General features: G+C 72.5%; 19 protein-coding genes and 2 pseudogenes. 15 read left to right on the top strand and 6 right to left on the bottom strand.

What is annotated here, in order from left to right:
* Positions 1 to 9 precede the first annotated feature (9 nt).
* The gene (locus KPF47_RS15870; RefSeq protein WP_224389543.1) at positions 10 to 594 is read right to left on the bottom strand and encodes a TetR/AcrR family transcriptional regulator; all 585 of its coding nucleotides are present in this window, start codon (positions 592 to 594) and stop codon (positions 10 to 12) included.
* A 141-nt stretch (positions 595 to 735) separates the two neighbouring features.
* Here KPF47_RS15870 and KPF47_RS15875 point away from each other — a divergent pair, with 141 nt between their 5' ends.
* The 3 genes from KPF47_RS15875 to KPF47_RS15885 are packed head-to-tail and all read left to right on the top strand — an operon-like array spanning position 736 to position 3,200.
* The gene (locus KPF47_RS15875; protein ID WP_224389544.1) at positions 736 to 1,497 is read left to right on the top strand and encodes an SDR family NAD(P)-dependent oxidoreductase; all 762 of its coding nucleotides are present in this window, start codon (positions 736 to 738) and stop codon (positions 1,495 to 1,497) included.
* Positions 1,498 to 1,524: 27 nt separating this feature from the next.
* The gene (locus tag KPF47_RS15880; RefSeq protein ID WP_224389545.1) at positions 1,525 to 2,367 is read left to right on the top strand and encodes an enoyl-CoA hydratase/isomerase family protein; all 843 of its coding nucleotides are present in this window, start codon (positions 1,525 to 1,527) and stop codon (positions 2,365 to 2,367) included.
* Positions 2,364 to 3,200, top strand: a complete 837-nt coding sequence (locus tag KPF47_RS15885) for an SDR family NAD(P)-dependent oxidoreductase (RefSeq protein ID WP_224389546.1) — start codon at positions 2,364 to 2,366, stop codon at positions 3,198 to 3,200. Before KPF47_RS15880 ends, KPF47_RS15885 begins: the two co-directional genes overlap by 4 nt.
* A 36-nt stretch (positions 3,201 to 3,236) precedes the next feature.
* Here KPF47_RS15885 and KPF47_RS15890 read toward each other — a convergent pair whose 3' ends face one another.
* Positions 3,237 to 4,757: a class I adenylate-forming enzyme family protein gene (locus KPF47_RS15890; protein WP_224389547.1), complete on the bottom strand. Its 1,521-nt coding sequence runs from the start codon at positions 4,755 to 4,757 to the stop codon at positions 3,237 to 3,239.
* Between the two features lie 352 nt (positions 4,758 to 5,109).
* Positions 5,110 to 5,778, bottom strand: coding sequence for a TetR family transcriptional regulator (locus tag KPF47_RS15895; RefSeq protein WP_224389548.1), 669 nt, complete (start codon positions 5,776 to 5,778; stop codon positions 5,110 to 5,112).
* Positions 5,779 to 5,897: 119 nt separating this feature from the next.
* Here KPF47_RS15895 and KPF47_RS15900 point away from each other — a divergent pair, with 119 nt between their 5' ends.
* From KPF47_RS15900 to KPF47_RS38790, 8 genes and pseudogenes are all read left to right on the top strand, one after another.
* Entirely contained in the window at positions 5,898 to 7,241 is a 1,344-nt protein-coding gene (locus KPF47_RS15900) for an MFS transporter (RefSeq protein ID WP_224389549.1), read from the top strand.
* Positions 7,238 to 7,750: a lipocalin-like domain-containing protein gene (locus KPF47_RS15905; protein ID WP_060712923.1), complete on the top strand. Its 513-nt coding sequence runs from the start codon at positions 7,238 to 7,240 to the stop codon at positions 7,748 to 7,750. The genes KPF47_RS15900 and KPF47_RS15905 overlap by 4 nt, the downstream gene beginning before the upstream one ends.
* A 110-nt stretch (positions 7,751 to 7,860) precedes the next feature.
* Positions 7,861 to 9,009, top strand: a pseudogene (locus KPF47_RS15910) (acetyl-CoA C-acyltransferase).
* An 82-nt stretch (positions 9,010 to 9,091) separates the two neighbouring features.
* Positions 9,092 to 9,853: a 3-hydroxyacyl-CoA dehydrogenase gene (locus KPF47_RS15915; protein WP_224389550.1), complete on the top strand. Its 762-nt coding sequence runs from the start codon at positions 9,092 to 9,094 to the stop codon at positions 9,851 to 9,853.
* A gap of 1,339 nt (positions 9,854 to 11,192) precedes the next feature.
* A pseudogene (locus KPF47_RS15920) lies at positions 11,193 to 11,564 on the top strand (dihydrolipoyl dehydrogenase); the annotation flags it as partial.
* Between the two features lie 177 nt (positions 11,565 to 11,741).
* Positions 11,742 to 12,497: a nuclear transport factor 2 family protein gene (locus KPF47_RS15925; RefSeq protein ID WP_224389551.1), complete on the top strand. Its 756-nt coding sequence runs from the start codon at positions 11,742 to 11,744 to the stop codon at positions 12,495 to 12,497.
* Between the two features lie 443 nt (positions 12,498 to 12,940).
* Positions 12,941 to 13,120, top strand: coding sequence for a hypothetical protein (locus tag KPF47_RS15930; protein WP_224389552.1), 180 nt, complete (start codon positions 12,941 to 12,943; stop codon positions 13,118 to 13,120).
* A 31-nt stretch (positions 13,121 to 13,151) separates the two neighbouring features.
* Positions 13,152 to 13,277 carry a hypothetical protein gene (locus KPF47_RS38790; RefSeq protein ID WP_255659658.1) on the top strand — a complete coding sequence of 42 codons (126 nt, stop codon included), beginning with the start codon at positions 13,152 to 13,154 and terminating at the stop codon, positions 13,275 to 13,277.
* Positions 13,278 to 13,288: 11 nt separating this feature from the next.
* Here the strand turns inward: KPF47_RS38790 and KPF47_RS15935 are convergent, their stop codons facing one another.
* Entirely contained in the window at positions 13,289 to 13,894 is a 606-nt protein-coding gene (locus tag KPF47_RS15935; RefSeq protein ID WP_224389553.1) for a helix-turn-helix domain-containing protein, read from the bottom strand.
* A 10-nt stretch (positions 13,895 to 13,904) separates the two neighbouring features.
* Entirely contained in the window at positions 13,905 to 14,636 is a 732-nt protein-coding gene (locus tag KPF47_RS15940; RefSeq protein ID WP_224389554.1) for an alpha/beta fold hydrolase, read from the bottom strand.
* A gap of 127 nt (positions 14,637 to 14,763) precedes the next feature.
* Between KPF47_RS15940 and KPF47_RS15945 the strand changes: the two genes are divergently transcribed.
* Together KPF47_RS15945 and KPF47_RS15950 are read left to right on the top strand one after the other, a co-directional pair.
* Positions 14,764 to 15,534: a class II aldolase/adducin family protein gene (locus KPF47_RS15945; RefSeq protein ID WP_224389555.1), complete on the top strand. Its 771-nt coding sequence runs from the start codon at positions 14,764 to 14,766 to the stop codon at positions 15,532 to 15,534.
* An 11-nt stretch (positions 15,535 to 15,545) separates the two neighbouring features.
* Positions 15,546 to 17,129, top strand: a complete 1,584-nt coding sequence (locus KPF47_RS15950; protein ID WP_224389556.1) for an amidohydrolase — start codon at positions 15,546 to 15,548, stop codon at positions 17,127 to 17,129.
* 270 nt (positions 17,130 to 17,399) lie between these two features.
* Here the strand turns inward: KPF47_RS15950 and KPF47_RS15960 are convergent, their stop codons facing one another.
* The gene (locus KPF47_RS15960; RefSeq protein ID WP_224389557.1) at positions 17,400 to 17,555 is read right to left on the bottom strand and encodes a hypothetical protein; all 156 of its coding nucleotides are present in this window, start codon (positions 17,553 to 17,555) and stop codon (positions 17,400 to 17,402) included.
* Between the two features lie 389 nt (positions 17,556 to 17,944).
* Between KPF47_RS15960 and KPF47_RS39710 the strand changes: the two genes are divergently transcribed.
* The gene (locus KPF47_RS39710) at positions 17,945 to 19,378 is read left to right on the top strand and encodes an acyltransferase domain-containing protein (protein WP_308015406.1); all 1,434 of its coding nucleotides are present in this window, start codon (positions 17,945 to 17,947) and stop codon (positions 19,376 to 19,378) included.
* Complete coding sequence (locus KPF47_RS15980; protein ID WP_224389559.1) at positions 19,375 to 25,149, top strand: SDR family oxidoreductase; 5,775 nt, start codon at positions 19,375 to 19,377, stop codon at positions 25,147 to 25,149. The genes KPF47_RS39710 and KPF47_RS15980 overlap by 4 nt, the downstream gene beginning before the upstream one ends.
* The last annotated feature ends 2 nt before the right edge of the window (positions 25,150 to 25,151 follow it).

The raw sequence follows: 25,151 nt of genomic DNA on the forward strand, positions 1-25,151 counted from the left end.
CCGGCCCGCTCAGCCGGCCGCCGTGAGCGCGGGGACGACGAAGTCGGCCACGAGCCGGCGGATGCGGTCCGTGTCCTCCGGGGTGTCCTCCAGCTGGACGATGAACATGATCTCCAGCCGGGAGATCCACTCGCACAGGCCGACCAGGTCGAGGTCCGCCCGGATCTCACCGGTGTCCCGTGCCGCGCTCAGGACGGGCTCCCAGAACTCGTGGGTCAGCTCCGTCGCCAGCCCGGTCGAGCTCAGGAGGGTGTTCGCCAGCGCCATCTGCTCGGGGGAGACCAGCGCGTGCATCAGCGGGTCCCGGTGCCCGACCCGGACGTTGAGCGTGATGCCCTCCACGACGCGCTCGGTGAGCGAGTCCAGCGCCATGATCCGGGCCCGGCTGCGCTCGATGTTCATCCGCGCGCGGCGGCGGACCAGCGCCGTCAGGAGGCTCTCCCGGTCGGAGAACGTGCGGTAAAGCGTCGCGCGGGAGATCTCCGCCGCCGACGCGACGTCCTCCATCGTCGTCTTGGCGATGCCGTAGTGGGCGAAGCACGCGTCGGCGGCGTCGAGGATCCGCTCGACGGCAGCGGAGGGCCGGGCGGTCACCGGAGGCGAGCGGTCGGGCACCCGCCCAGCATACGGAGCGGGGTTCGTGTCCCTCGACGCTCGTCCCGTGCCGGCGACGTGACAATGGACGGTATTCGTCTCACGTGTCAGGATGATCGGAGCCGAGGAGAGGACGTACGCGTGCCGTCACCCGACGCCGCGGCCCGGCGGGTCGCGCTGCTCACCGGAGGGGCCCGCGGGATCGGGGCCGCGGTCGCCCGTCGGCTCGCGGCCGACGGCCACGCCGTCGCCGTCGACTACGCGACCAGCGGGGCCGAGGCCGAGGCGCTCGTCGAGGAGATCCGGGGAGCCGGCGGGACCGCGGAGTGCCTGCAGGCCGACGTCACCGATCCCGCCGCGGTGACGGGGCTGGTCGAACGGGTGACCGCGCTGTGGGCCGCGCCGTCGGTCCTGGTCAACAACGCCGGGATGAACCTGACCGCGTCGGCCCGGCGGCTCGATCCCGCCGACTGGGACCGGGTGATCGGCGTCAACCTCAGCGGGGCCTTCTACTGCACGCACGCCGTGCTCCCGGCGATGTACGAGGCGGGGCACAGCCGGATCGTGTTCGTCGGCAGCCCGGCGGCCGGCCGGTCGGTCCTGCCCGGGACCGGTGCCTACGCCGCCGCGAAGGCGGGCGTCGGGGCGCTGGTCGAGGTGCTGGCCAAGGAGACGGCGCGCCGCGGGATCACGGTCAACTCGGTGATCCCCGGGTTCGTCGAGACCGGGATGACCCGCGGCGAGGGGGAGCGGGCCATGGAGGTCCTCCGTGGACAGTGGCCGGAGATCCCGCCCGACGCCGTCGCCGACGCCGTGTCCTACCTCGTCTCGGACCGTGCGGCACACGTCTCGGGCGAGCAGCTGGGTGTGTGGCTGGGCGGCCCGTCCGGCCTGCACCGGTAGCCCGCCGAGAGAACCCCTGGAGGACGGATGACGACCACCGGCGACGCCATACCCGCACCGGACGACCGGCCGGTCCTGACCGACCGGCCGGAGCCGGGGATCCTGCGGATCACCCTGAAGCGGCCCGGGGCGCTCAACGCCATGAGTGCGGAGCTGATCGAGGCCCTGCACGACGAGCTGCGCGCGGTCCAGGAGGACTCCGGGGTCCGCGCGATCGTGCTCACCGGCGCCGGCCGGGCGTTCTGCGCGGGCCTCGACCTCCGTGGCTACGGGGACCCACCGGGCAGCCCCGCGGAGGAGGGACGCTCCCAGGCGGGGATGCGCGTCCAGCAGCACATCTCGAGCCTCGGCGAGACCTTCCGGCGGGTCCGGGCCCCGATCATCGGCGCCGTCAACGGCGCGGCGGTCGGTGGCGGCATGGCGCTGGCCGTGTTCTGCGACATCCGGCTGATGGCACGCTCGGCGATCCTGCAGGCGTCGTTCATCCGGCGCGGCCTCGGCGGCACCGACATCGGGCTGAGCTGGCTGCTGCCCCGGATGGTCGGCTTCGCCCGGGCGACCGACCTGATCCTCACCGGCCGGACGGTCGACGCGGACGAGGCGGAGCGGATCGGCCTGGTCGCGGCGGTCGTCGACGACGACGCGCTGCAGGAGGCCGCCCTGGAGCGGGCCCGGCTCATCGCCGGCCACAGCCCCTTCGGCGTGTGGATGAGCAAGGAGGTCCTATGGACGAACCAGGAGACCGGCAGCTTCCAGGCGGCGGTCGAGCTGGAGAACCGCTCGCAGATCCTGACCGCGCTGACGAAGGACCACCGCGAGGCGGTCGAGGCGTTCCTGGAGAAGCGCCCGCCCGTGTTCCGGAACCGGTGACGGGCTCCGCGCTGGCCGGGCGGACCGCGGTCGTGACCGGGGCGGCGAGCGGGATCGGGGCGGCGGTCGCCGCGCGGTTCGTCGCCGAGGGCGCCTCGGTGCTCGTGTGCGACGTCGACACCGGGCGCGGTGCGGCGCTCGCCGGCGAGCTGGGGCCGCGGGCCCGGTTCCGGCGGGTCGACGTGCTGCGGGAGTCCGACGTGGAGGGCGCCGTCGCGGAGGTGCTCGACCGGGACGGCCGTCTGGACTGCCTGGTCGCCAACGCCGGTGCCGTCGGCCGGTGGCGCTTCGTGGACGACGTCCCGGCCGACGAGTGGGACGCCGCGTTCGCGCTGCTCTGCCGCTCGGTCCTGTTCGGGATCAAGCACGCGGTGCCGCCGATGCGGGCCTCCGGGCACGGCAGCATCGTCGCCATCGGCAGCGTGGCGGGCCTGCGGACCGGGTACGGTCCGCACGCCTACGGGGCGGCGAAGGCCGCGGTCGCCCAGCTCGTCCGCAGCGCCGCCGTCGAGCTCGCCCCCGACGGGATCCGGGTGAACACGCTCGTCCCCGGCGGTGTGGCGACGCGGATCGTGGGGCACGGCGCGGGTCTCACCGGTGACGCGCTGGACCGCTCGGTCGGCACGGTCCGGGAGAACCTGCGGTCGTTGCAGCCGCTGCCCCGTGCCGGGGAGCCCGACGACCTGGCCGACGCCGCGGTGTTCCTCGCCTCGGACGCGTCGGGCTTCGTCACCGGCCAGGAGCTGGTGGTGGACGGCGGCGCGTCCCTGGGCCGGGGGTGGCCCGCCGACGCGGTCCGGGCGGCGGCCCGGGCGCAGCAGCGCCACCGCTGACCCGGCGGGCCCGGACCGGGCCCGCCGGGCGGGTGGTCAGGCCGGTGCCGCGTCGCGCAGGGAGACCGCTTCGGGCGGGACCTCCCGGAACCTCTCGCGCAGCGCGGCCTTGGTCAGCTTCCCGGAGAAGGTCCGCGGCAGCGGATCCGGCGAGGCGACGGCGTGCCGCGGCTGCTTGAACCGCGCGAGCCGGGACCCGGCGGCGGCGGCGAGCTCCGCGACGACGGCGGACGCGTCGCGCTCGGAGTGGAAGACGACCATCGGCACCTCGCCCCACACCTCGTCGGGGACCCCGATGACGGCGAGGTCGCCCACCCCCGGGACGGCCGCGAGCACCTTCTCGATCTCGGCCGGGTAGACGTTGATGCCACCGGAGATCACCAGGTCCTTGCTCCGGTCCACGATGGACAGGAACCCCTCGTCGTCCGTCCGGCCGAGGTCCCCGGTGTGCAGCCACCCGTCGACGACGGTCTCCGCGGTCGCCTCCGGCCTGCGCCAGTACTCGCGCATCACGTGCGGGCCGCGGACGAGCACCTCGCCGACCTCACCGACGGCCGCGTCGACCCGGATCTCGGTGCCGACCAGCGCCCGGCCGCAGGACTCGGGGCGGTGCAGCGCGTCGTGCCAGGGCAGGCTGGTGACCAGGCCGGACGCCTCGGTCAGGCCGTAGACCTGGTTGAGCGGGACGCCGCGGTCGCGGTAGGCGCGCAGGGTCTCGGTCGCGACCGGGGCGCCGCCGGCGGCGGCGTAGGTGAAGGCCGCGAGCCCGGCGTCGGAGAAGCCGGGGTGTGCGGCCATCCGCTGCCAGATCACCGGGACGAACGTCGCCGCGGTGACCCGCTCGCGCACCATGATCTCCAGGCTGCGCTCCGGGTCGAAGTCGGCGAGCAGCACCATGGTCGCGCCCGGGTAGATCACGAGCTGGACGAACACCGACACGATGGAGCCGGTGTAGACCAGCGGGGCGGGCACCAGGACGCGGTCCCGCCAGGACAGCCCGTAGGCGATCATCTGGGCCTGGGCGGGCGCGAGCACGCTGCGGTGGGTCAGCAGCGCGCCCTTCTGCACGCCGGTGGTGCCGGAGGTGTAGCAGAGGAAGGCGCCGTCGTCGTCGGCGATGTCGGACGACGGTGCCGGGCCGGGCGTGCCGAGCAGCGTGTCGTACCCGGGGACGGCGGTGGAGCCCAGCGAGACGACGTCGTGGCGTCCGTCGCCGTCGGCGACCAGGGAGAGCAGCGACTCCTCGGTGACGACCAGGGAGCAGTCCGCGTCGGTCAGCAGTTCGGCGAGCTCGCCGGACAGCAGCCGGAAGTTCAGCGGGACGCAGATCGCGCCGAGCTTGAGCACCGCCACCATGGTCCGGGCGAGCTCGGGGCGGTTGTGCATGAGCACCGCGACCCGGTCGCCCCGGGTGATCCCGCGGGCGGCGAGACCGCGGGCGAGGTCGTCGGTCGCGGCGTCGAACGCGCTCCAGGACTCGGCGGCGCCCTCGAAGGCGATCGCGTCGTGGTCGGGCCGGGTACGGGCCCAGAATCGGACGAGCTCGGGGACGTTCATCGGCTGCTCCGGTGGTGGGACGTCGGGTCGGGACGGACGCGGTGCTCACGGGCCCGTCGCCGAGCGCGCCGGTGCGGTCGTGGTCCTGCATGTCCAGGCTGACACGTGAGACAAAGAACGTCTAGAGTCTCAACGAAGCGGGTCCACGAGCCCGGCCTGCCCTGGCCCGAAGGGGGGCGAATGGTCCGGGACGGTGCCGCGAACGATTTCCTAACGGTGACCGGAAGGCGACGGAATGTGTCCGCGCGGCGATCTCGGCCGTCGGCCCCGCGATGTGTCGACGCGAATCAGGAATGGAGCCCGACTCTCCTGGCGAAAGTACCTTACGGTTATAGGTAGAGAGTGTCAAGGATCACTCCCCGGTGGCTCCGGCGTCCGTCGTGCCGGGTGTCGCGGTCGTCTCCGGTCGCAGGGTGTCGATGCCGCGCAGGAACGTCCGGACGGACTCGGCCCAGAGGGCCTCGGGGCCGAGCGCGTTGTCGCCGATCGCCCGGACCAGGGCCGGGTGCTGCTGCGGGTCCGCGTGTGGGAAGACCCCGTCCTGTCCGGCCGGCATCTTCATCGCGTCCGTCAGTGCGGCGCCGAGGGTGAGGCGGTCCAGCCCGTCGAGGACGAGGACGTGCAGGTGGAGCGGGATGCCGACCTCCTTCAGGAAGGTCGCCGAGGTCTCGTAGACCGGCGTGAAGACCTCGCGCGGCATGAACTCCAGCAGGATCGGCGCGGCGTGGGCGTGGCGCAGGATCGTCCGGCGGAAGTGCAGGCTCAGGGCGACGAAGTACTCGATCCAGTCGTCCGTGTCCCGGGCGACCGGCTGCGGCGTCTCGCGGATGATCGACCGGGCGACGGCCTCGAGGATCGACGCCTTGTCCGGGAAGTGGTGGTAGAGCGACGGGGCCTGGACGCCCATCTCGCGGGCGAGCCGCGTGAGGCTGAACGCGTCCAGCCCGTCGGAGTCGATGATCGCGAGTGCTGCCGCGACGATGATTCTCCGGCTCAGCATCGGGCGGTCGGATCGTGGCATGGAGGAATCATGCCGGACCGTCGGGGAAATGGTTGACCGGTTCTCACCTAATTGCATAAGGTTCGGCCTCCTCGCGCGCCCGTTCCCGGCCGACGCAACCCAGCACACGGAGGACGTCGATGTCCAGATCCGCCACACGCAGCACCGGTTTCCGGGCCGTCGTGTCCACCTGTCTCGCGGTGACCGTCCTCGACGGGGTCGACCTGCTCATGTTCGGAGCGGTCCTCCCGGTCCTGCTGCAGGACCAGGTGTGGGGCATGACGACGGTCGAGGCCGGTCTGATCGGCAGCGTCTCGCTGTTCGGCATGATGATCGGGGCGATGCTGGCGGGGTACCTGACCGACATCGTGGGCCGGCGGCCCATCGTGCTCGGCTGCGTCGCGAGCTTCAGCGTGTTCACCGGGTTGTGCGCGCTCGCCCCGAGCCTGGAGGTCTTCGCGATCCTGCGCTTCCTCGCGGGGCTCGGGTTCGGTGGCGCGCTGCCGACCGTCATCGCGCTGACCATGGAGTACGTTCGGATCGAGCGGCGTCAGTTCTACAATGGCGTAGTCCAGACGGGGTTCCCGATCGGCGGCGCGCTCGTCTCGGTCCTCGCCATCGTCGTCATCCCCGTCTTCGGGTGGCAGTCCCTGTTCGCCGCGGCGGGCCTGGTGGGGATCGTGCTGTTCGCCGTCGCCTACCGGAACCTGCCCGAGTCGATGGCGTTCCTCGTCGCCCGCGGCCGTGCCGACGAGGCCGCGGAGCTCGCCCGCCGGTACGAGGTCGGGGTCGCCGCCGAGTCCGGCCTGGCCGTCCGGCAGGGCTCCACCGCCGGGGACGGGCGGCGCTCGGCGTTCCGCCTGCTGTCCGCCCCGGGGTTCCGCGTGGCCGCCGTGCTGTTCCCGCTGATCAGCTTCTTCGGGCTGCTCGTCTCCTACGGCATGAACACCTGGATCCCGCAGATCCTCCGCACGACCGGCTACGACCTCGGCTCGGCGCTGTCGTTCATGCTGGCGTTCAACCTCGGCAGTGCCGTCGGCATGGTCGTCCTGACCGGGCTCGCCGACCGGTTCGGCTCGCGCCGGGTCATCTCCACCGGGTTCCTGGCCGGCGCGGCGGCCGTCGCGGCCCTGACCCTGGGGTCCGCCCAGGGGGTCGTGTTCGGTCTCGTGCTGCTGATCGGGTTCTGCGCGTCGTCCCAGTCCGCGGTGTACGGCTTCGCCGGCGTCTACTACCCGGCTGCCGCGCGCGGCACGGTCCTCGGGCTGTGCACCGGGCTCGGCCGGCTGGGCGGGGTCGCCGGGCCGATCATGGTCGGCATCGTCATCGCGGCCCCGGCCGGTGCGACCGGCGTGTTCTGGGCGTTCACGGCGGTCGGTCTGGTCGCCGCGGTGCTCGTCGCACTGGTCCCACGGACCGGGCTCAGCGACCGGCCCCGCCCGGTCGTGGACGACGGCCCCGCGGACCGCCAGGTCCCGGCGTGACCGGGGGCGGCCCGCGGTCGCCGTGGGAGCGCCTGCTCGGGACCTGGGACCTCGTGTCGTTCGTCCGGCTCGTCGACGGCGACCCGGTCGGTGACGTCCTCGGGCCCGACCCGGTCGGCCGGCTGACCTACCAGCCGGACGGGCGCGTCACCGCCCTGCTCGCGCGTCGCGACCGTCCGTGGCGGTCCGGTGAGACGTTCCTGTCCGCCGGCGACGAGGCCCGCGGGGCCGCCGCCCGTGAGTTCGTCGCCTACTCGGGCCGGTTCGAGGTCGTGGACGACCGCGTCGTGCACCACGTGGACATCTCGCTGTACCCGGAGCACCCGGGGACCGACCTGGTGCGGACCGTCTCCTGGCGCGACGGGCTGCTCGAGCTGCGCACGCCGTCGCGCGACACCCGGTCCGGGCGCTCGATGTGCGACCGCCTCACCTGGCGCCCGGAGTCCGGGGCCTGCCGTCCGCCGTCGGTGACGAGCGCAACGGCGACACAGGGCCCGGAAGGGTGGTGAAACAGATGACGAATCCTGTAGCACTGATGCATCAACTCCGGACCGCGTCGTCGCGGCACTGACCGCGGACCGCCCCGGATGCCAACGACGTCGATCCCTGGAGGTCAATCGTGCGGGACGCAGTAATCGTCGAAGCGGTGCGTAGCCCGGTCGGCAAGCGCAAGGGTGGTCTGGCCGGGGTGCACCCGACCGATCTGTCGGCCCACGTGCTGCGGAGCGTGGCGGAGCGGTCGGGGGTCGACCCGGGCGAGATCGAGGACGTGATCTGGGGCTGCGTGTCGCAGTCCGGTGAGCAGACCCTGGACATCGCCCGCAACGCGGCGCTGGCGGCGGGGTTCCCGGAGTCGGTGACGGGTGTGACCGTCGACCGGCAGTGCGGGTCGAGCCAGCAGTCGGTGCACTTCGCCGCGGCCGGCCTGATCGCAGGCCAGTACGACGTCGTCGTCGCCGGTGGTGTCGAGTCGATGACCCGGGTGCCGATGTTCTCGTCGAGCCAGGGCGAGGACCCGCTCGGTGCGGACTTCGCGGCGCGGTACGGTACCGCCCCGAACCAGGGTGTGGGCGCGGAGATGATCGCCGAGAAGTGGGGCTTCTCGCGGCAGCAGCTCGACGAGTTCGCGCTGCGGTCGCACGCGCGTGCCGCCGAGGCGCAGGACGCGGGCCGGTTCGACGCGCAGATCGCCCCGCTGGCCGGGGTGGAGGCCGACGAGGGTGTGCGGCGTGGCGGGACGCTGGAGGGCCTCGCGCAGCTGAAGACGGTGTTCAAGGAGGCCGACTAGGGCGGGGTGATCCATGCGGGGAACTCGTCGCAGATCTCCGACGGGTCGTCGGCGTTGCTGATGACGACCTCGGAGAAGGCGGCGGAGCTGGGGTTGCGGCCGGTGGCGCGGGTGCACACCGCGGTGCTGGCGGGTGCGGATCCGGTGATCATGTTGACGGCGCCGATCCCGGCGACGGAGAAGGCGCTGGCGAAGTCGGGTCTGGGTCTGTCGGACATCGGGGCGTTCGAGGTGAACGAGGCGTTCGCGCCGGTGCCGCTGGCGTGGCTGGCCGACATCGGTGGGGACGACGCGGGTGTGGCGCAGCGGTTGAACCCGAACGGTGGGGCGATCGCGCTGGGGCACCCGCTGGGTGGCTCGGGTGCACGGATCATGACGACGCTGGTGCACCACATGCGGGACAACGGCATCCGTTACGGCCTGCAGACCATGTGCGAGGGTGGCGGGCAGGCGAACGCCACCATCCTCGAACTCCTCTGACACACCTCTGATCCCGGTGCGCCGCCGCCGCACGCGTGCCGGCGGCGCACCGACCCCACAGCTCCCCGGAAGGACTGGATTCATGGACATCACCGGCTCCGTCGCCGTCGTCACCGGCGGCGCCTCCGGCCTCGGCCTGGCCACCACCGAGAAGCTCCTCGAGCAGGGCGCGAAGGTAGTGATCATCGACCTGCCGTCGTCGCAGGGTGCGGCCGTCGCCGACAAGCTGGGCGAGAACGTGCGCTTCGCCCCCACCGACGTCACCGACGAGGCGCAGGTGCGGGCCGCCCTGGACCTGGCCGAGGAGCTCGGCACCGTCCGGGTCGCGGTCAACTGCGCGGGCATCGGCAACGCGGAGAAGACCTTCGGCGGGAAGGGGCCCTTCCCGCTGGACGGGTTCACGAAGGTGATCAACGTGAACCTGATCGGCACGTTCAACGTGATCCGGCTGGCGGCCGAGCGGATCGCGAAGGCCGAGCCGGCCGACGGCGACCGCGGCGTGGTGATCAACACGGCGTCGGTGGCGGCGTTCGAGGGGCAGATCGGGCAGGCGGCGTACTCGGCGTCGAAGGGCGGCATCGTCGGGATGACGCTGCCGATCGCGCGTGACCTGGCGGACCTGGGGATCCGGGTGTGCACGATCGCGCCGGGGCTGTTCGAGACCCCGCTGCTCGGAAGCCTGCCCGAGGACGTGAAGGCGTCGCTGGGCAAGCAGGTGCCGCACCCGTCGCGGCTGGGGCAGCCCGCGGAGTACGCGACGCTGGTCGCGCACATCGTCGAGACCCCGATGCTCAACGGCGAGACGATCCGCCTCGACGGCGCGATCCGGATGCAGCCGCGGTAGCGAGCCCGGCGCAAGGACGAGGCGTCCGATGCGGCGCACACCGCACGAGTCCGACCACGAGGAACTCCGGACGTGTATGCGGGTGGCTGCAGCACGTTGCACGCTGCGTGATTCGGGCAGTAGTGGTCTTGCTCGTCACGCACCTCCGAACACGGCAAGATCGATCGGGTGCTCCAGGCACCGGCGGAGCTGCTCTGCTGGCTCAGTAGGCGCCCGCGGGGCCGCACCGACGTCATCGCCGCCTTGCTGCGTAGCCAGCGGCGCCTCTGGTCCTCGCTGCTGGCGAAGCCGGACCATCCCCGCTCGTGGAGGCCGATCCGCCCGCAGGCCAAGATGATGTTGCCGGTGTTCGGTCGGGGTGGTGTCGTGCACGGTCGGCGAAGGGCAGGGAGCTTGTCGAGAGAAGGGGGATCGTCGGTCGCGGCGGCTGGCTGGGCGCATATCGATCACGATGTCTCCTGACGCCTGGTTCGTGACCGAACGGTGCAATGCAGGTGAACAATGCGGCCGGTCAGCGACGGCGCCGCCCGCGCTGCGCCGCGACCACGCTGCCTCGGCAACCGTGAGTGCGGGCATCAGCTGAGCGTCGTTGGCCATCGTCAAGTGCTGCTAGTGAGCCAGAGCTGGGCGGTAGCCCCGGCGGCGGAGAGCTGGCGCAGTCACCGCGAGCGGCTGCCTTCGCCGGCGGAGGCGCAGCACCGCTGCCGCAGTGCTGATCGGCGGTGGCAGTCACTCTGGCATTGTCGACGACCGGGTCTGCAGCATGTAGGCGCCATCTCTCGTCCCCACTCGCGCAGGGCGGTCTCGGGTGGGCTTTACGGGACCGCGCGATGGTGAAGTGTCAATGTACGTGTGACGTGCGGTGGCATCGCCGAGGCCAATGCTGAGGGCTCACCAGCCTGGCGTCACCGGGGTCACGGGAAACAATGAATCGGGGTGCCCGATCGACCGCCATCAGGTGAAGATCATTTACTGATCGACTGAAGCAATCGTGGAGCAGCGATCGTGAACGGGGCTGAAGTTGGTGGCATCGAACGGTGCTGTACTGCGCCACGTGACCTGGGAGAACGTGTGTATTGGCTGGTCAGGGTTGTCGTCGAACGACCCTGGCAGTCAAGGGGTCAGGGGTTCGAATCCCCTCAGCTCCACCCTTGAGCAGGCGGTACCACTTCTTGGTGGTGCCGCCTGTTTCGCGTTCGGCCTGCGGCACCTGCCAAGGTTCTCGATCATGTCATGATCGTCTTGCCTGATCGTGGCTGTGTCCACTGTGGAGCACGCTGCTTCACGGTGCGCAATGGGGTCCGGGTGGTGAGCCCGCGCCTCGACGAGGCTGCCATCACCGCGGGTGACCTATCGCGATCCCGAGGTGGCGTCGGTCCGGCTGACCGAGGGGCAGGCCCGGCAGCGGCACGGCGAGATCGAGACCGGCACCTACGACCTGGGGGGCAACGGCCGGTCCCAGATCCTGCGGACCCGCGGAGCGATCGAGCTCGTCAAGGCGGGTGCGAAGGGCACGCCCGGCCCGGTCGTCGGCGTCCACACGGTGGGTTCGCGCAGCGGTGAGCTCGTCGGTGAGGCGCAACTGATCGTCGGCTGGGAGGCACAGGCCGGGGACGTGGCGCCGCTGGTCCACGCCCATCCCACCCAGAACGAAGCGCTCGGCGAAGCCGTCCTGGCCCCGTCCCGCGCACCTCGGCACGCCCACGGCTGACGGATGTCTTGTCTCGTACTGCTTGGACAATTATTGTTGCCACAGAGACACTGCTCGGGCGTCGGTGGCGACCCTCTCGTCGCCCCGGTCACCTCGTCGTGAAGGGCGTGGTTCCACATGAACGAAGGACCGGATGCCGGTTCCCGCGATGCTGATCGAGTGACGGGGAGCCGGCAGGTGGACGACGAGGTCGCGGCGGCCTACGAGCGCTGGTCCGAAGCGATCGGTGATCGCGGCCGGGAACGGCTGGAGTTCATCCACGGAGACGACTTCGTCTACGTCGGCGCGGACGGCTACACCATGGACCGGTCGCAGCACATCGCCATGGAGCTGGTCGCGGACCTGGAGCACGTGGTCGCCGTCGACGTCGTCGCCGTGGACCTGGGGCGCGTGGTGGTGGCGTCGGGTCGGCACAACATCAAGGGGCACATCCCGCTGGAACATTCCGGCGAGTACAGCCGGCATTTCCTGTCCACGAACCTGGACGCCGTGTTCACGACCGTCTGGCGTCGGGAGAGGGATGGACTCCGGGCGTGGTGCATGCACGTCGACCTGGGCGATGACCTGGGCCCGGCCGTCGTCCTCGCACCGGAGGACGTCCGGCCTGCCCGGGTCGAGGACGCGGCGGCGCAGGCGGCCCTGCCGCGCCTGCGTGCCACGCCGCTCCCGCCCGCCGCGATCGTCACCTCGGCGGACGGGCGGCGCGAGTTCGACGTCCCTCCGCCGTCCAGCCCGCAGATCACCGACCTCCGCTTCTCCTCTGACGGCCCGTATCACCTGGTGTGGGGACAACGCGTCCGGGAATCGGGGCGCCTCGTCGCCTTCAGTCAGCTGTGGCACGGCCCATCCGAGGAGTGGTCACTCGTCTACGACCACGAGAGTGGTGTCGAGTTCGTCCCGGAAGGGGGCGGGCGACGAGCCGCCGGCCGATGACCCGGACCGCGCTCCTCGGCGTATCGGAGCATTCGGAGGCGGCCTGCCCGCACCGGCGTCGGCACCGGTGCCGTAGGTGAGGGGCAGTGGGCAGTGGGACAGCGAGTGGAACTCGGACGGGTTCAGGACGGCGGTGTCGACGTCCGGGACGTCGTGCTCCTCGGTGGCGGGGACGGCGATCGTCGTGATGCCTCTGGTGGTGTCACCGAGGATCTCGACCGAGCGGTCGGCGTCGACGTCGACTCGCGCCTCGTCGGTGACCGGATCCGCCACCGCGTCCTGTACCGGAGGACCGTCGATCGTCACCGTCCCGCGCCGGGTGAGTTCGAGCCGAGCTCCCGGAACACCGTCGTCGCGCACGGACCACGTCGGGCAGCCGGGCTTCTCCGACGACCCTGCACTGGGTCAGGGAGATCATGAGTCGAGAGCCCGAGGACAAGGTGATGACCTTCCTCCGTCGCTTCTCGAACGGCGAGTGGGCGGAGGCGGTGGCGATGCGCTCCGACGACACGGCCGTCTGGCACAACGACGGTCAGGGTGACACGTCGATCCACGACAACGTCACGGCCCGAGCGGCGAAGATCGATGCCGTCACGTCGATGGAGTACGACATCGTCCGGTAGTTCTCCGAACGCGACGAGGGTCTCCCAGCAGGTGGTCGCGCCCCTCGCCGACGGATCGCACTTCCGGCTCGGGGTCGCGGTGTACTCCCGATTCGAGAGCGGGCGCATCACCCGTATCGAGGAGAACTCCGGCGAGCCGATCATCACCGTCGTCTGAGCCGCGCCGGGTCACGCACGTCGACGGTTCGCACCGGGAGCAGCGGTCGAGCGGCCCGGGATCGGGTGGTGCACGGTCGTGGTGGGGGCCGTCGAGGCGATCAGGACGACCGCCGGGCCCGCGCTGGAGAGCCGGTGCGGTCGTGCCGAATCGAAGTGCACCGAGTCCCCGGTGTCGAGGGTCATCGTCTGGTTGTCGACGGTGAACTCGACGCTGCCCGACTCGATGTGCAGCCACTCCTCGCCGGTGTGCCGGACGGGCGTGGTGGCCCGGCCCGGTACCAACGCCAGCCGGACCACCGAGATCGCGGCGCGCAGACCGCTCAGCACCGTGTAGTCGCCGTCCTGGCCCTCGTGGCTGACGGCGTCCGCGGCGCGGACGACGTGATGCTCGGCCTCGTCGAACTCCTCGACGAGGTGGCTGACGGTGACGCCGTACACCCGGGCGATCTGCAGCAGGGTGCCGATCGAGGGCTGGCGCTCGCCCTTCTCCAGTCGCGACAGGTGCGGCGCGGAGATCCCCACCTGCTCCGCGAGTGCGCTGAGCGTCATCCCGCGCTCGGCGCGAAGCTCGCGCAGCCGCCGTGCCACCCACTCGTCGATCCCCGCACCGCCCACCGCGCCGACGCTAGTGCCTTCGGGCGTCCACCGGCGCCGGGGTACCGGCGAGCTCCACCAGCAGGGCCACGACCCGCTCCGGGTGCGTCACCTGCACGAGATGTCCGGTGTCGGGCCAGCTCACCATGCGGAAGCCACGCTCGGCCGCGTTCGCCGCGGTCTCGTCGAAGAAGTCCTGTCCCGAGCAGTGCACATAGGTGACGGGCACCCGTGCGAGTACCTCCTCGCTGCCGGCGGGCAGCGTCTCCGCGTGGGTGTTCCACGGCAGCGCGGTGCCCTTGGCTGCGAGCCACCGCAGATCCTCGGCGTCACTGATCCCGAACAACGTCGCGAAGTCGGCGGGCTCGATCGCGCCGTCGGGGCGGCGCAGACCGCCCATCAGCTGCCGCACGAACGGCAGCAGTTCGAAGGCCGACTGGCCCGTGCGCGGCGCGAACGCGTCGAGGTAGACCACCCCACCGACCCGGTCGGGCACGGTAGCGCAGACCCCGCTGATCACCATGCCGCCGTAGCTGTGACCGACCAGGATCGCGTCGTCGACGTCCTCCCACTCCAGCAGGTTCGCGATGTCGGTGATGTGGGTGTGCAGGCCGACGTCGGGCCCCCGCAGGTGGCTGCGGTCGCCGAGGCCGGTGAGGCTCGGGGCGAGTACCCGATGCCCCTGCGCCTCCAGGGCGGGGCGGACCTTGGCCCAGATCCACCCGCCGCCCCATGATCCGTGTACCAGCACGAACGTTGCCATCACAGCACCTCTCGACTCGGTGGACCGGTCGGTGGAGCATCGCGTAGACCAACCTAGTTGGCAAGCATTCGTGCCATAGAGGCGAACTGGACGCATCCTGGTCCGACCACCGACGTAGGGAGAGCAGATGAGCACGGCGACGCTCGACATCCCCGAGCTGCCCGAGAGCGCAGGCTCGGTCGAGGCCGAGAGGCTCCACCGCAAGCAGCAGCTGGCCGCTGCGTTCCGCATCTTCGCCAGGTACGGGTTCGACGAGGGCATCGCGGGTCACATCACCGCGCGCGATCCCGAGTTCCCGCACCGGTTCTGGGTGAACCCCTACGCGGTGCACTTCTCCCGCATCAAGGTCAGCGACCTGCTCCTGATCGACGAGAAGGGCTCCGTCGTCGAGGGCGACCGGCGCACCAACAAGGCCGCGTTCTGGATCCACTCCTCGGTCCACGAGGCGCGCCCCGACACCGTCGCCGCCGCGCACGCGCACACGATCCACGGCCGTGCCTTCTCCGCGCTGGGCGCCCCGCTGCTGCCGATCGTGCAGGAGTCCTGCGCGTTCCACGGCGACCACGTCGTGTTCGACGAGTACAAGGGCCTCGTCCTGGAGAAGGCCGAGGGCGAGCGCATCGCCGCACGGCTCGGCCCGCGCCGCGCCGCGATCCTCCGCCACCACGGCCTGCTCACCGTCGGCGCGTCGGTGGAGGAGGCCGCGTGGTGGTTCATCGCGATGGAGCGCGCCTGCCGGATGCAGCTGCTCGCCCAGGCCGCGGGCACGCCGCGGGTGATGGCGGAGGAGGAGGCAGTGCTGGCGCACCGCGAGTTCGGCAACGCGAACATGGCGCGGCACAGCTTCCGGCTGCTCGCCGACCTGGTGTTCGAGCAGGAACCCGACGTCCTGGATTGAGAGCTGATCCCGTGGCAACAGCTGTGCTCAACGGACGTCTCTACACCGTCGCCGGAGACGAGATCTGGGCCGAGGCGGCCCTGATCGAGAACGGAGTCTTCACCGTCGTCGGCACGACCGCCGAGGTGCGAGACGCGGCACCTGCGGATACCGAGTGCATCGACCTACAGGGCCGGATGGCGATGCCGGGCTTGCATGATGCCCATGTTCACCTGCTCGTCAGCGGCCTGAAATTCCAGCACGAGTGCCGCATCACTCCCGGGGTCGCGGCCGAGCAGATGGTCGAGGAGCTGGCCGGCTGCGGCTGTACCGGTCCGGCCGTCGACGGCGAGCGCGAGTGGCTGATCGGCGGGGAGATCTTCCCGCATGCCTTCGGCGAGGGCGAACTCGATCGGCAGGTGCTCGACGAGGCGTTCCCCGACCGGCCGGTGTTCCTCTACGACCACACGGCCCACAACGGGATGGCCAACAGCCGGGCACTGGAGCTGGCTGGTCTCGATGACGACGTCGAGGACCCACCCGGAGGGCGCTTCATCCGACGTCCCGGTTCGCGTGAACTGACGGGAGAGCTGATCGAGCAGGCCCGGTGGCCGGTCATGCGTGCGATCCCGGACTACCCGCGTGAGGTCTACCTCGAGGCGATGCGGTGGGCGGTCGCGACGTGCCACGAGTTCGGTATCACCTCGGTGCAGGAGGCCGGAGCCTCGGCACAGGCCCTCCGGGCCCTTCGCGAGCTCGAGGACGCCGGTGAGCTCCACCTGCACGTCGCGGCCCACCTCCCCTGGCGCGAGGAGGGCTTCGGTATGGCGAGCACCGCTGACCTCGACCGATCCATCGCCCACCGCGCGGAGCTGGCCAGCGCCCACGTCGACACCCGGTTCATCAAGATCTGGCTCGACGGCGCACCGCTACCGCCACACATGACTCACGCCGACCTGTTGGCCGACGGGTCGGTCGACCAGACCAACATCCTCGTCCCGCCCGACCAGCTGCTCGAGAAGCTCCGTGGATTCGACGCGGAGGGCCTGTCCGTCAAGATCCATTGCACGGGACGAGGTTCGGTGCGCGCCGCACTCGACGCCATCGAGGGCGCGCGGCGCGACAACGGGCCCGACGGACCGATCCACGAGATCGCGCACTGCACCTTCATCCATGACGACGACTACCAGCGCTTGGGCCACCTCAACGTCGTCGCCGAGATGTCGCCGGCACTGTGGCACACCGAGGCGTTCAATCTCCCGGGTAGCTACAAGTTCGGCACCGTTCTGCGCTCCGGCGCGACCATGACGGTCGGTTCGGACTGGATCAACACGCCTAACCCCAACCTCTTTCCCGCGTTGCAGGGCATGCTGCAGTGGGGCGAGAACTCCGTGGAGCTCCCGACCGCCATCGAGTTGATGACAAGCGGCGGGGCACGGGTCGTCGGACGATCAGACCGGCGCGGCAGCGTCGAGGTCGGAAAATCGGCCGACCTCATCGTGCTCGACCGCAACATCCTCGAGGTACCCACGGACGAGGTCGGCGGTACCCAGGTGCTCCGAACCCTCGTCGAGGGTCGCACCGTGTTCGAGCGGGAGCCCGACCTGCTGCGGTGATCGGGAAGGCTGAGCGGGTCGTACCGGAGGGCGATCCGGTAGCTGCCGAGGTCGGCGGGGTCCCCGCAGAGCGAGTACTGGCGGGTCAGCCAGTTCGGCAGGCTCAGATCGATGTGCGCGCCCGGTTCCCACGCGGCCAGCGGGCCGGCCGGGCCGCGCAGCACGAGCGACACGGTGCCCCCGGCGACCGGTTCCAGCGGTCGAGAACGGTGGTCCGGAACGTGGAATCACCTCAGTACAGTCGCCGGTAGCCGCTCTCGAGCTGCTCGGTCATTTCCGCGGAGTCGAGTTCGAGTCGGGCACCGAGGCCGCGGTGAACTCCGCATCGTCGGCCGGGGTGGCCGAGAGACGTTCGACGAGATGGGCGTCCCTGGCGTGACCGGCTGCGATCCACTCGCGAGCCAGCTCGGCCGGTGCCTTCTGCATGGTGTTCTCCGTCTGCTGGGACGGTCGCGGTGATCAGCCGAGGACGACCAGCGGCCCGCCCGCCGTGACGATCACGCGCGCACAGTTGCCCGGCATGGAGGTCATGGGGACGTCGGTCACGGTGGTGATGCGCACCCGCCCGGGGTCCGCGCCGGCCCGGATCGCCAGGACTCGCCCTGCCCCAGGGTCTGCTCGATCGGGCCGGCGCACCGGATTCGACCTCACCGCTGCACGACAGGTCCTACCGGGTCGCCGCCGGTGCTCACGGGATCGTCGACCGCCGGCATCTCTCGGCGTCGGGTCGCCGTCGTTGCAGCACTAGGGAAATTCTCGGGTGCCGTCGCCGACCATCAGATCCGTTCGGCCTGTCCAACCGAGAGGGACGACGCGTGAACACCAACCCTGTCCTCGTCATGCCCGGAACGGTGCCCGCGCCGCGCGGCGGGATCCTGCACGATCTGCACGCCCGGCACGACGGCGTACGCAAGGTACTCGCCCGGATCGACGACGCCGCCCGCGGCCTGGACCTCCCCGCGGTGTCGCCACGGCTCGTCGAGGGCGGCGAGGTGGCTCCCGGGCGGGGCCCCGACCTGCAGTACGTGGAGATCTTCGCGGTCAGCATCGCCACCCACCGCGCGCTGGTCGGGACGGGCGTCGAGCCGGCGGGCCTCGTCGGCCAGAGCGTGGGGGAGCTGTGGGCGCTCGCCGCGGCCGGGTACATCTCGGTCGAGGACACGGTCCGGCTCGCGGTGGCCCGGTCCCGCACCCTCACCCGGCAGGACTGGCAGGGCACGATGATCGCCGTCGGGGTGGACGGCCGCCGGGCCGAGCACCTCGCCGGCCTCTTCGGACACCCCGATCTGGTGCTGGCCTGTGAGAACGCGCCGCACCAGAGTGTGCTGAGCGGCCCGACCGCGCTCACCGCCGACATCGAACGGGTGGCCGCGGCGGCGGGCTGGCCCACGAACCGGCTCGACGTGCCCCACCCCACGCACTCGCCCGCACTGGCCCGGTCGGCCAGGAAGCTCCGCGCCGGTGCGCCCCGTGTGCCCTACGGCGGTGGCCGGGTGCGGGTGTGCTCGCCGTGGCTGGGCCGTGACGTCGCCGACGACGACCCCGTGGAGCTCATGGCCGGTGCCCTCACCGCCCGCGTGCGCATCCTGGACACGATCCGCGAGCTGCACGCCTCCGGCGCGGAGGTGTTCGTCGAGTGCGGCGAACGTGCGGTCGTCGCGAAGATGATCCAGGCGAGCGTTCCGGGCGTGCGGTGCACCGTGCCGTTGGCCGAGGGCGACGCCCCCGCCGCTCCGGCCGGGCCCACGACCGGTACCCCGTCACGGAACGGCGCGCACCCGGGGGCCCCGGTCGTCGTGCGCCCCGAGCCGACCGTCGCCGTACCCACCCCCGCGACGGACCCGCCGGCCGCGGTCCGGCCACCGTCGCCGGCCGCGGTGGCCACACCGGCGGCGCGCCCCGAGCCGGTCGAACCCGCCCCGGCCCCGTCCGCCCAGGCTCCCTCCGCCCCGGCCCTCTCCGGCGGAGCCCCCTCCGCCGGGACCCGCGACTACGACGCCGTCCTGGCGCAGTTGCGTGACCTCTACGGGGGCTACCTCGGCTACCCGCCGGACCTCCTCGGTGAGGACGACAGCCTGGAGGCCGACCTCGGCGTCGAGTCCCTCAAGCAGGTCGCACTGCTGGGTCAGGTCGCGGACCTGTTCAACCTGCCCGACCTGCGCTCGAACGCCTCGTTGCTGGGCTTCGGCTCACTGCGGCGCATCGCGGACGCCGTCGTGGCCGGCGGAGCGGTCGGCGAGGCTGCGTGAACGGGAACGAGGGCTCCCCGGACGACCTGACGGGGCGGATCGCGCTGGTCACCGGCGCGGCACGCAGTCTGGGTGCCGACATCGTGCGGAGCCTGGCCCGGCGGGGCGCGCACGTGATCGTCAACTACTTCCACTCGGTCGAGGCGGCCCGGGAGCTGGAGGCGGAGCTGCGTGCCGCAGGCCGCTCCTGCGAGTTCATCCGCGCCTCGGTGGCCAAGACCGCCGAGGTGGACCGGATGTTCGACCTCGTCCGGGAGCGGCACGGTGGCCTCGACATCCTGGTGAACAACGCCGCGGCCGGCGCCTTCCTCCCGCTGCTCGACGTCGACGACGTCTACTGGGAACGGGCCTGGCGCACCAACGTGATGGGGCCCTACCACTGCGCGCGGCGGGCGGCCGAGCTGATGGACGGCCGTCCGGGCGCGGCGGTGCTGTGCCTGTCCGCCGTGGGGTCCCACCTGCCGGTGCCCGGCTACGGGCCCGGGGGCGTGACGAAGGCGGCCGCCGAGTCGCTGGTCCGCTACCTGGCGCTGGAGCTGGCCCCGCGGGGGATCCGGGTGAACACGGTCCTGCTGGGCTCGGTGGCGAGCGACATCGTGAGATCACTCGCCGACCCGGACACGATCGGTGACCGCGCCGACGACGAGCGGCTGCTCCGGCGCACGATCTCGACGCCGGACGCGGCCGACCTGATCTGCCACTTCCTGCACCCGCACGCCGGGTTCGTCACCGGGCAGACCCTTATCGCCGACGGCGGCATCGGCCTCACCGGGATGCAGACGCTCCCGCTGCACAGCAACCTCGCCGCGCACGCCGCTCCCGTCCGCGGGACGGCGTCGCCCGCACCCGCCGGACCGCCGAGCGGGGACCCCGAGCCGGCGGGGACCGTGACCGGGGCCCCCTCCGAGGAGCCCCGCACCGACACCGTCGCTGCCGACGACGACGACGACGACGACGCCGTCGCCGTCGTCGGGATCGGGGTGGCGCTGCCCGGCGCGAACGACCGGCGCGAGCTGTGGGACCGGCTGCGCGAGGCCACGCTGCAGGCGAGCGAACCGACCGGCTTCGCGCTCGAGCACTTCCACGCCTCCGACCCCACGGTGCCCGGCCGCTTCCACGCCCGCCGGGCCGGCTACCTCACCGGCTTCGTCCCGGATCCGCGCTCGCTCAGCGAGCCACACGGACTGCGCGACCACCCCGGGGTGGCACCGACCGCGCGCTGGTTGCGGCACTGCGCCGTCCAGGCACTCGACGGTGTGCGCCGCGGAGCGGGTGACCGGTGGCTCGCCGTCACCACGGGAGCGCACGACCACATCGGGCTCGGCGACCGGGCCCCGGTGCTGGGGGCGCAGTACGCGAGCATGCTCCGCGGGGCCACGGCAGCCGACCCGGACGGTGACTGGCTCGGTGAGATGGCCGAGCACGCGGTGCTCGCCCACTACTCCGGCAGCGGTGCCGACCCGCTCATGCACCAGCCCGCGTCCGTCTCACGGGTGGCACTCGGCGGGCTCGTGCCCGACGACGCCCGCCACCTCACGCTCGACGCCGCCTGCGCCAGCGGCCTCTACGTGCTCGACGCCGCCGTGAAGGCACTGCGGGAGGGCTCCTGCGACGTGGCGCTCGCCGGCGGCACCTCGGTGGCCGAGCCGACCCTGCTGACCCTGTTCTGCAAGGCCCAGGGCATCACCCCCAGCGGCCGGGTGCGCCCGTTCGACCGGGACGCGGACGGGACGCTGCTCGCCGAGGGCGCGGTGGCGCTCGTGCTGAAGACCCACGCGAGGGCCGTCGCGGACGGCGACGAGATCCTGGGGCTCGTGCTCGGCACCGGCCTGGCCGCCGACGGCCGGGGCAAGGGCATCCACGCCCCGGCCGAACGCGGTCAGGAACTGGCGATCTCCCGCGCCTGGTCCGACGCCGGTGTCGGAGCCGACGACCTCGACTGGGTCGTGGCCCACGGCACCGGCACACCGACCGGTGACGAGGTCGAGGTCCGAGCCCTGCTGGCGCGGCTCGGGCAGGGCCGGCGCAGCTGCCTGCTCACCTCCAACAAGCAGGTCTTCGGCCACACCGGTGTGCTCGCGGGGCTCGTCTCGGTGGCGCACGCGCTCACCGCGATCGAGCACGGGGCGATCCCGGCCCAGACGGACCGGATCGCCCCGCACGCGCTGCTGGACGGGGAGGAACGGCTCGGGGTGCCCGTCACCGAGGTCGACTGGCGGCCCTCGGACCGGCCACGTGTCGTCGGCGTCTCGTCGTTCGGGCTCGGTGGCGCCGACGCGCACGCCGTGCTGGCCGACCGCGTCCCGACCCGGCGGCCCGCCAGGGCGATCCCGGAGGACCTCGTCGTCGTCGGCTGGAACACACACCTGCCCGGCTCCGACCGCGACGCGACCGCTGCCTGGCTGGCGGGTACCGGGCCCGGTCCCTCGGCCGGGTTCGGCGACCCGTACCCCGTCCCGTCGCCGCGCGAGGTGCGGATCCCGCCGCGCACCACCGCGCACATGGACCCGAGCCACCTGATGATGCTGCAGGCGGTGGACCCGCTGCTGGCGCAGCTGGGCGACGCGGCCGCGGACTTGCGTCCCGACACCGCGCTGCTGATCGGGTCGGCGCTGCCCAGCAGGCACGCCACCCGGATGGCCGTGCGGGTGCACGCCGCCGAGTGCGCCGACGCGCTCGGGCTGCTGCCCGATCCCGGGATGGTCGCGACGCTGCGTGATCGGCTCGCCGCCGTCGTCGACGCGTCCGCTCCCGACATCAGCGAGGACGACTTCACCGGTGCCGTCTCCTGCATCGCGGCCGGCCGGGTGACCAACTACGACGACCTGCAGGGATTCGGCGTCGCCGTCTACGACCACCGGGACTCCGGCACCGCCGCACTCGACCTCGCGATGCGTCAGCTCCGCCACGGGGCCTGCGCGCTGGCGCTGGTGGGGGCCGTGAGTGTGGCACCGGTCCGGGGCTGGGACGGACATCTCGGTCCGCTCGTACCGGACGGGGCGACGATCGCGGAGGGCGCCGCCGTCGTGGCACTGGCCCGGCGCTCGACCGCCGAGCACCACGGTCTGCCGATCCTGGGAACGGTCGCGACGGCCGGTCCGGGGGCGACGCCGCCCGCGCCCCCGGCGCCGGATCGCACCTACCTCGCCGTCGACGCGCTGTTCGCGCTGCTGCACGGCGTCGTCACCGGCCGCGGGACGGTCGTCGGCGCGAGCGACCCGGCCACGCCGGGCCTGCGCTTCACCGGCGTACGGCCCCCCGACGCGCCGGATCCCGACATCGGTACCCGGGGCACGGTGGACCTCGTCGACATGGCCGTCCCGACCGGGGCGACCCCGCCGCACCCGGTCCCGCCGGGCACCGTCGTCGTCACCGACTGCGCGGACGTCGTGGCCGCGCTGGAGGGCTGCGTCGACGTCGCGGTGTGGACGACCGACGCCGTCGCCGCGGAGGACGCGGCCGGCGCGCTCGCGGAGCTCCCGTTCGTCCCGGCCCACGTGCGGGTACTGACGCGGTTCACCGACCGCGGTGACGCCCCCGCCGCCGTCCTGCGCGCCGAGACGCTGCAGGACCTGCTCCTGACCACGACCCAGGCCCTGCTCCCGGCCCTGCGCAACGGCGGAACCATCGGCGCCGCGCTGCTCGACGCCCTGCCCGGCGACCGTCCGCACCCGCTCGCCGGTCTGTTCACCGGGTTCGTCCGCTCGGTCCGCGCCGAGATCACCCAGTGCGGGGGAGCCGCGCTGCTCACCGCGACGCCCGATGCGCCGACCGCGCTGCACCAGCTGGCCCGCGCGAGCGGCGACGCCGGTCCGCTGCACACGGTCGCGGCCCGCGGGGACGGGAGCTGGGCCCGGATGGACGTCTGCCCGGACGACGTGCCCGCCGGCCCGGGCGGGACCCCGCCGGCCCCGGGCTCGGTCGTCGTCGCGTTCGGCGGCGCACGCGGGATCACGCCGGAGCTGCTGCACGCGCTCGCCGTCCGCGTCGAGCGGCCGCACGTCTACCTGATCGGCCGCACCCCGGTCCCGGACGGCCCGCCCCCCGAGCCGGTACCCCAGGCGGAGTTCATCGCCGAGCAGCGACGCCTGCATCCCGAGCTGAGCCTGCGCGAGCTCAAGGCGCGCTACGACCGTCTCGACGCCGCCCGGGAGGTACGGGCGACACTGCGGCGGCTCGCCGAGGTCTGCGGTCCCGACCGCGTGCACCACCGCGTCTGCGACGTGCTCGACGGCGAGGCCACCACCGCCGTCCTCGACGAGATCCACGACCGGCACGGCCGCGTCGACCTCGTGGTGAACGCCGTGCTCGACCTGCGTCCCCGCGCGCTGCACGCCAAGGCGCTCGCCGACTTCCGGGCCGTGCGGGCCACGAAGGCAACCGGCTACCGCAACCTGAAGCACGCCCTCGCCGGACGACCACCGACGATCCTCGCCACCTTCAGCACCCTCGCCACGGTCGCGCCTGCGCCCGGCGACGTCGACTACTGCGCGGTGAACTCCTACCTCGAGTACGCCACGGCCGCCGCCGACCGGGACCTGCCCACCGGGCACCGGGAGATCGCGATCCTCTGGAGCGGCTGGAAGGACGTCGGCGTGGCCAGCAGCGTCGCCATGGAGGAGACGCTGCGGCGCAACAACATGGACGCCTACATCACGCCGGCCCAGGGGTGCGCGCAGTTCCTCTCGTCGCTGGCCCACCCGCCGGCGAACGGGCTGACGTTCTTCCTGCGCGGGCCGGAACGGGCCATGCTCGCCCGCCGGGGCATCGGACCGGATGCCCCGCCGATGCCGCCCCCCGACGTCCCGGACCCCGCCGTACCGGGTCCGGAACCGGCCTCGCCGCTCCTCGACGGCATCACGATGGAGGGCCGGTCCTGGGTGGTCGCGACGAAGACGTGGGACCCCCGCACGCTCGACGAGCGGGACGGGCGGTGGATGCGCCACCACCGGGTCAACGGCGCCGTCGTGCTCCCCGGCACGTTCGCGCTCGAGGCCGCCGCGGCCGCCGCGACCCGGCTGCGGCCGGACCTGGTCGTCACCGGTTTCCGTGACCTCGCCTGCCACGCCTCGGTGACGGTGCGGCCCGACGGTCCTCCCCGCACCGTCACGGTCTCCGCGCGGGTGACCACCGAGGATCCCGCCGGGGCCCGGGTGTCGGTCCGGGTCACGACGAACCGGGTCAGCGCGACCGGGAAGGTGCTCCGGTTCGGCGACCTCTGCTACGAGGCGGACGTCCTGCTCGCCCCGGTCCGCCCCCACCTCGGCCCGGCGCCGGACCTGCGGGCGCACACCCCCGTCCCGGGGTTCCGGATGCCGATCTACGACGGACATCCCGTACTGGCGCTGAGCGGGCCGTTCGCCGGGACCTCGGCCCACGCCCACGGACCGGACGGGACGAGTGCACTGTTCTCGTTCGACCACACGGGGTTCTCGGCCGAGCTCGGCGGGGCGACGGTGCCCTCGATCCTGATCGACGCGCTCGCCCACCTGCTGCTCGTGCCGCGGGACGGGGCCGAGGGCGGACCACCGGTGCCGGGCCCCCTCGCCGGTATCGCCGAGGTCGATCTGGGGTGTGCCGGCAACGACTGCGACCTCGCCGCTCGCCACCCGGTCGTCCGGCTCGGCCACGACACCGCGTCCGGAGTGCTCACCGCGGCCGCCGACGGCCGGGTGCTGGTCCGGGTCCGCGGCGTCACCGCCTTCTCGAGCGGCGAACCGGGGCGCCTGGTCCGTCCGGGCGCCGACGACCACCGGCCCGTCCCCGCCTGAGG

The organism is Pseudonocardia sp. ICBG1293 (assembly GCF_020131355.1).
In the GTDB taxonomy this organism is placed as follows: domain Bacteria; phylum Actinomycetota; class Actinomycetes; order Mycobacteriales; family Pseudonocardiaceae; genus Pseudonocardia.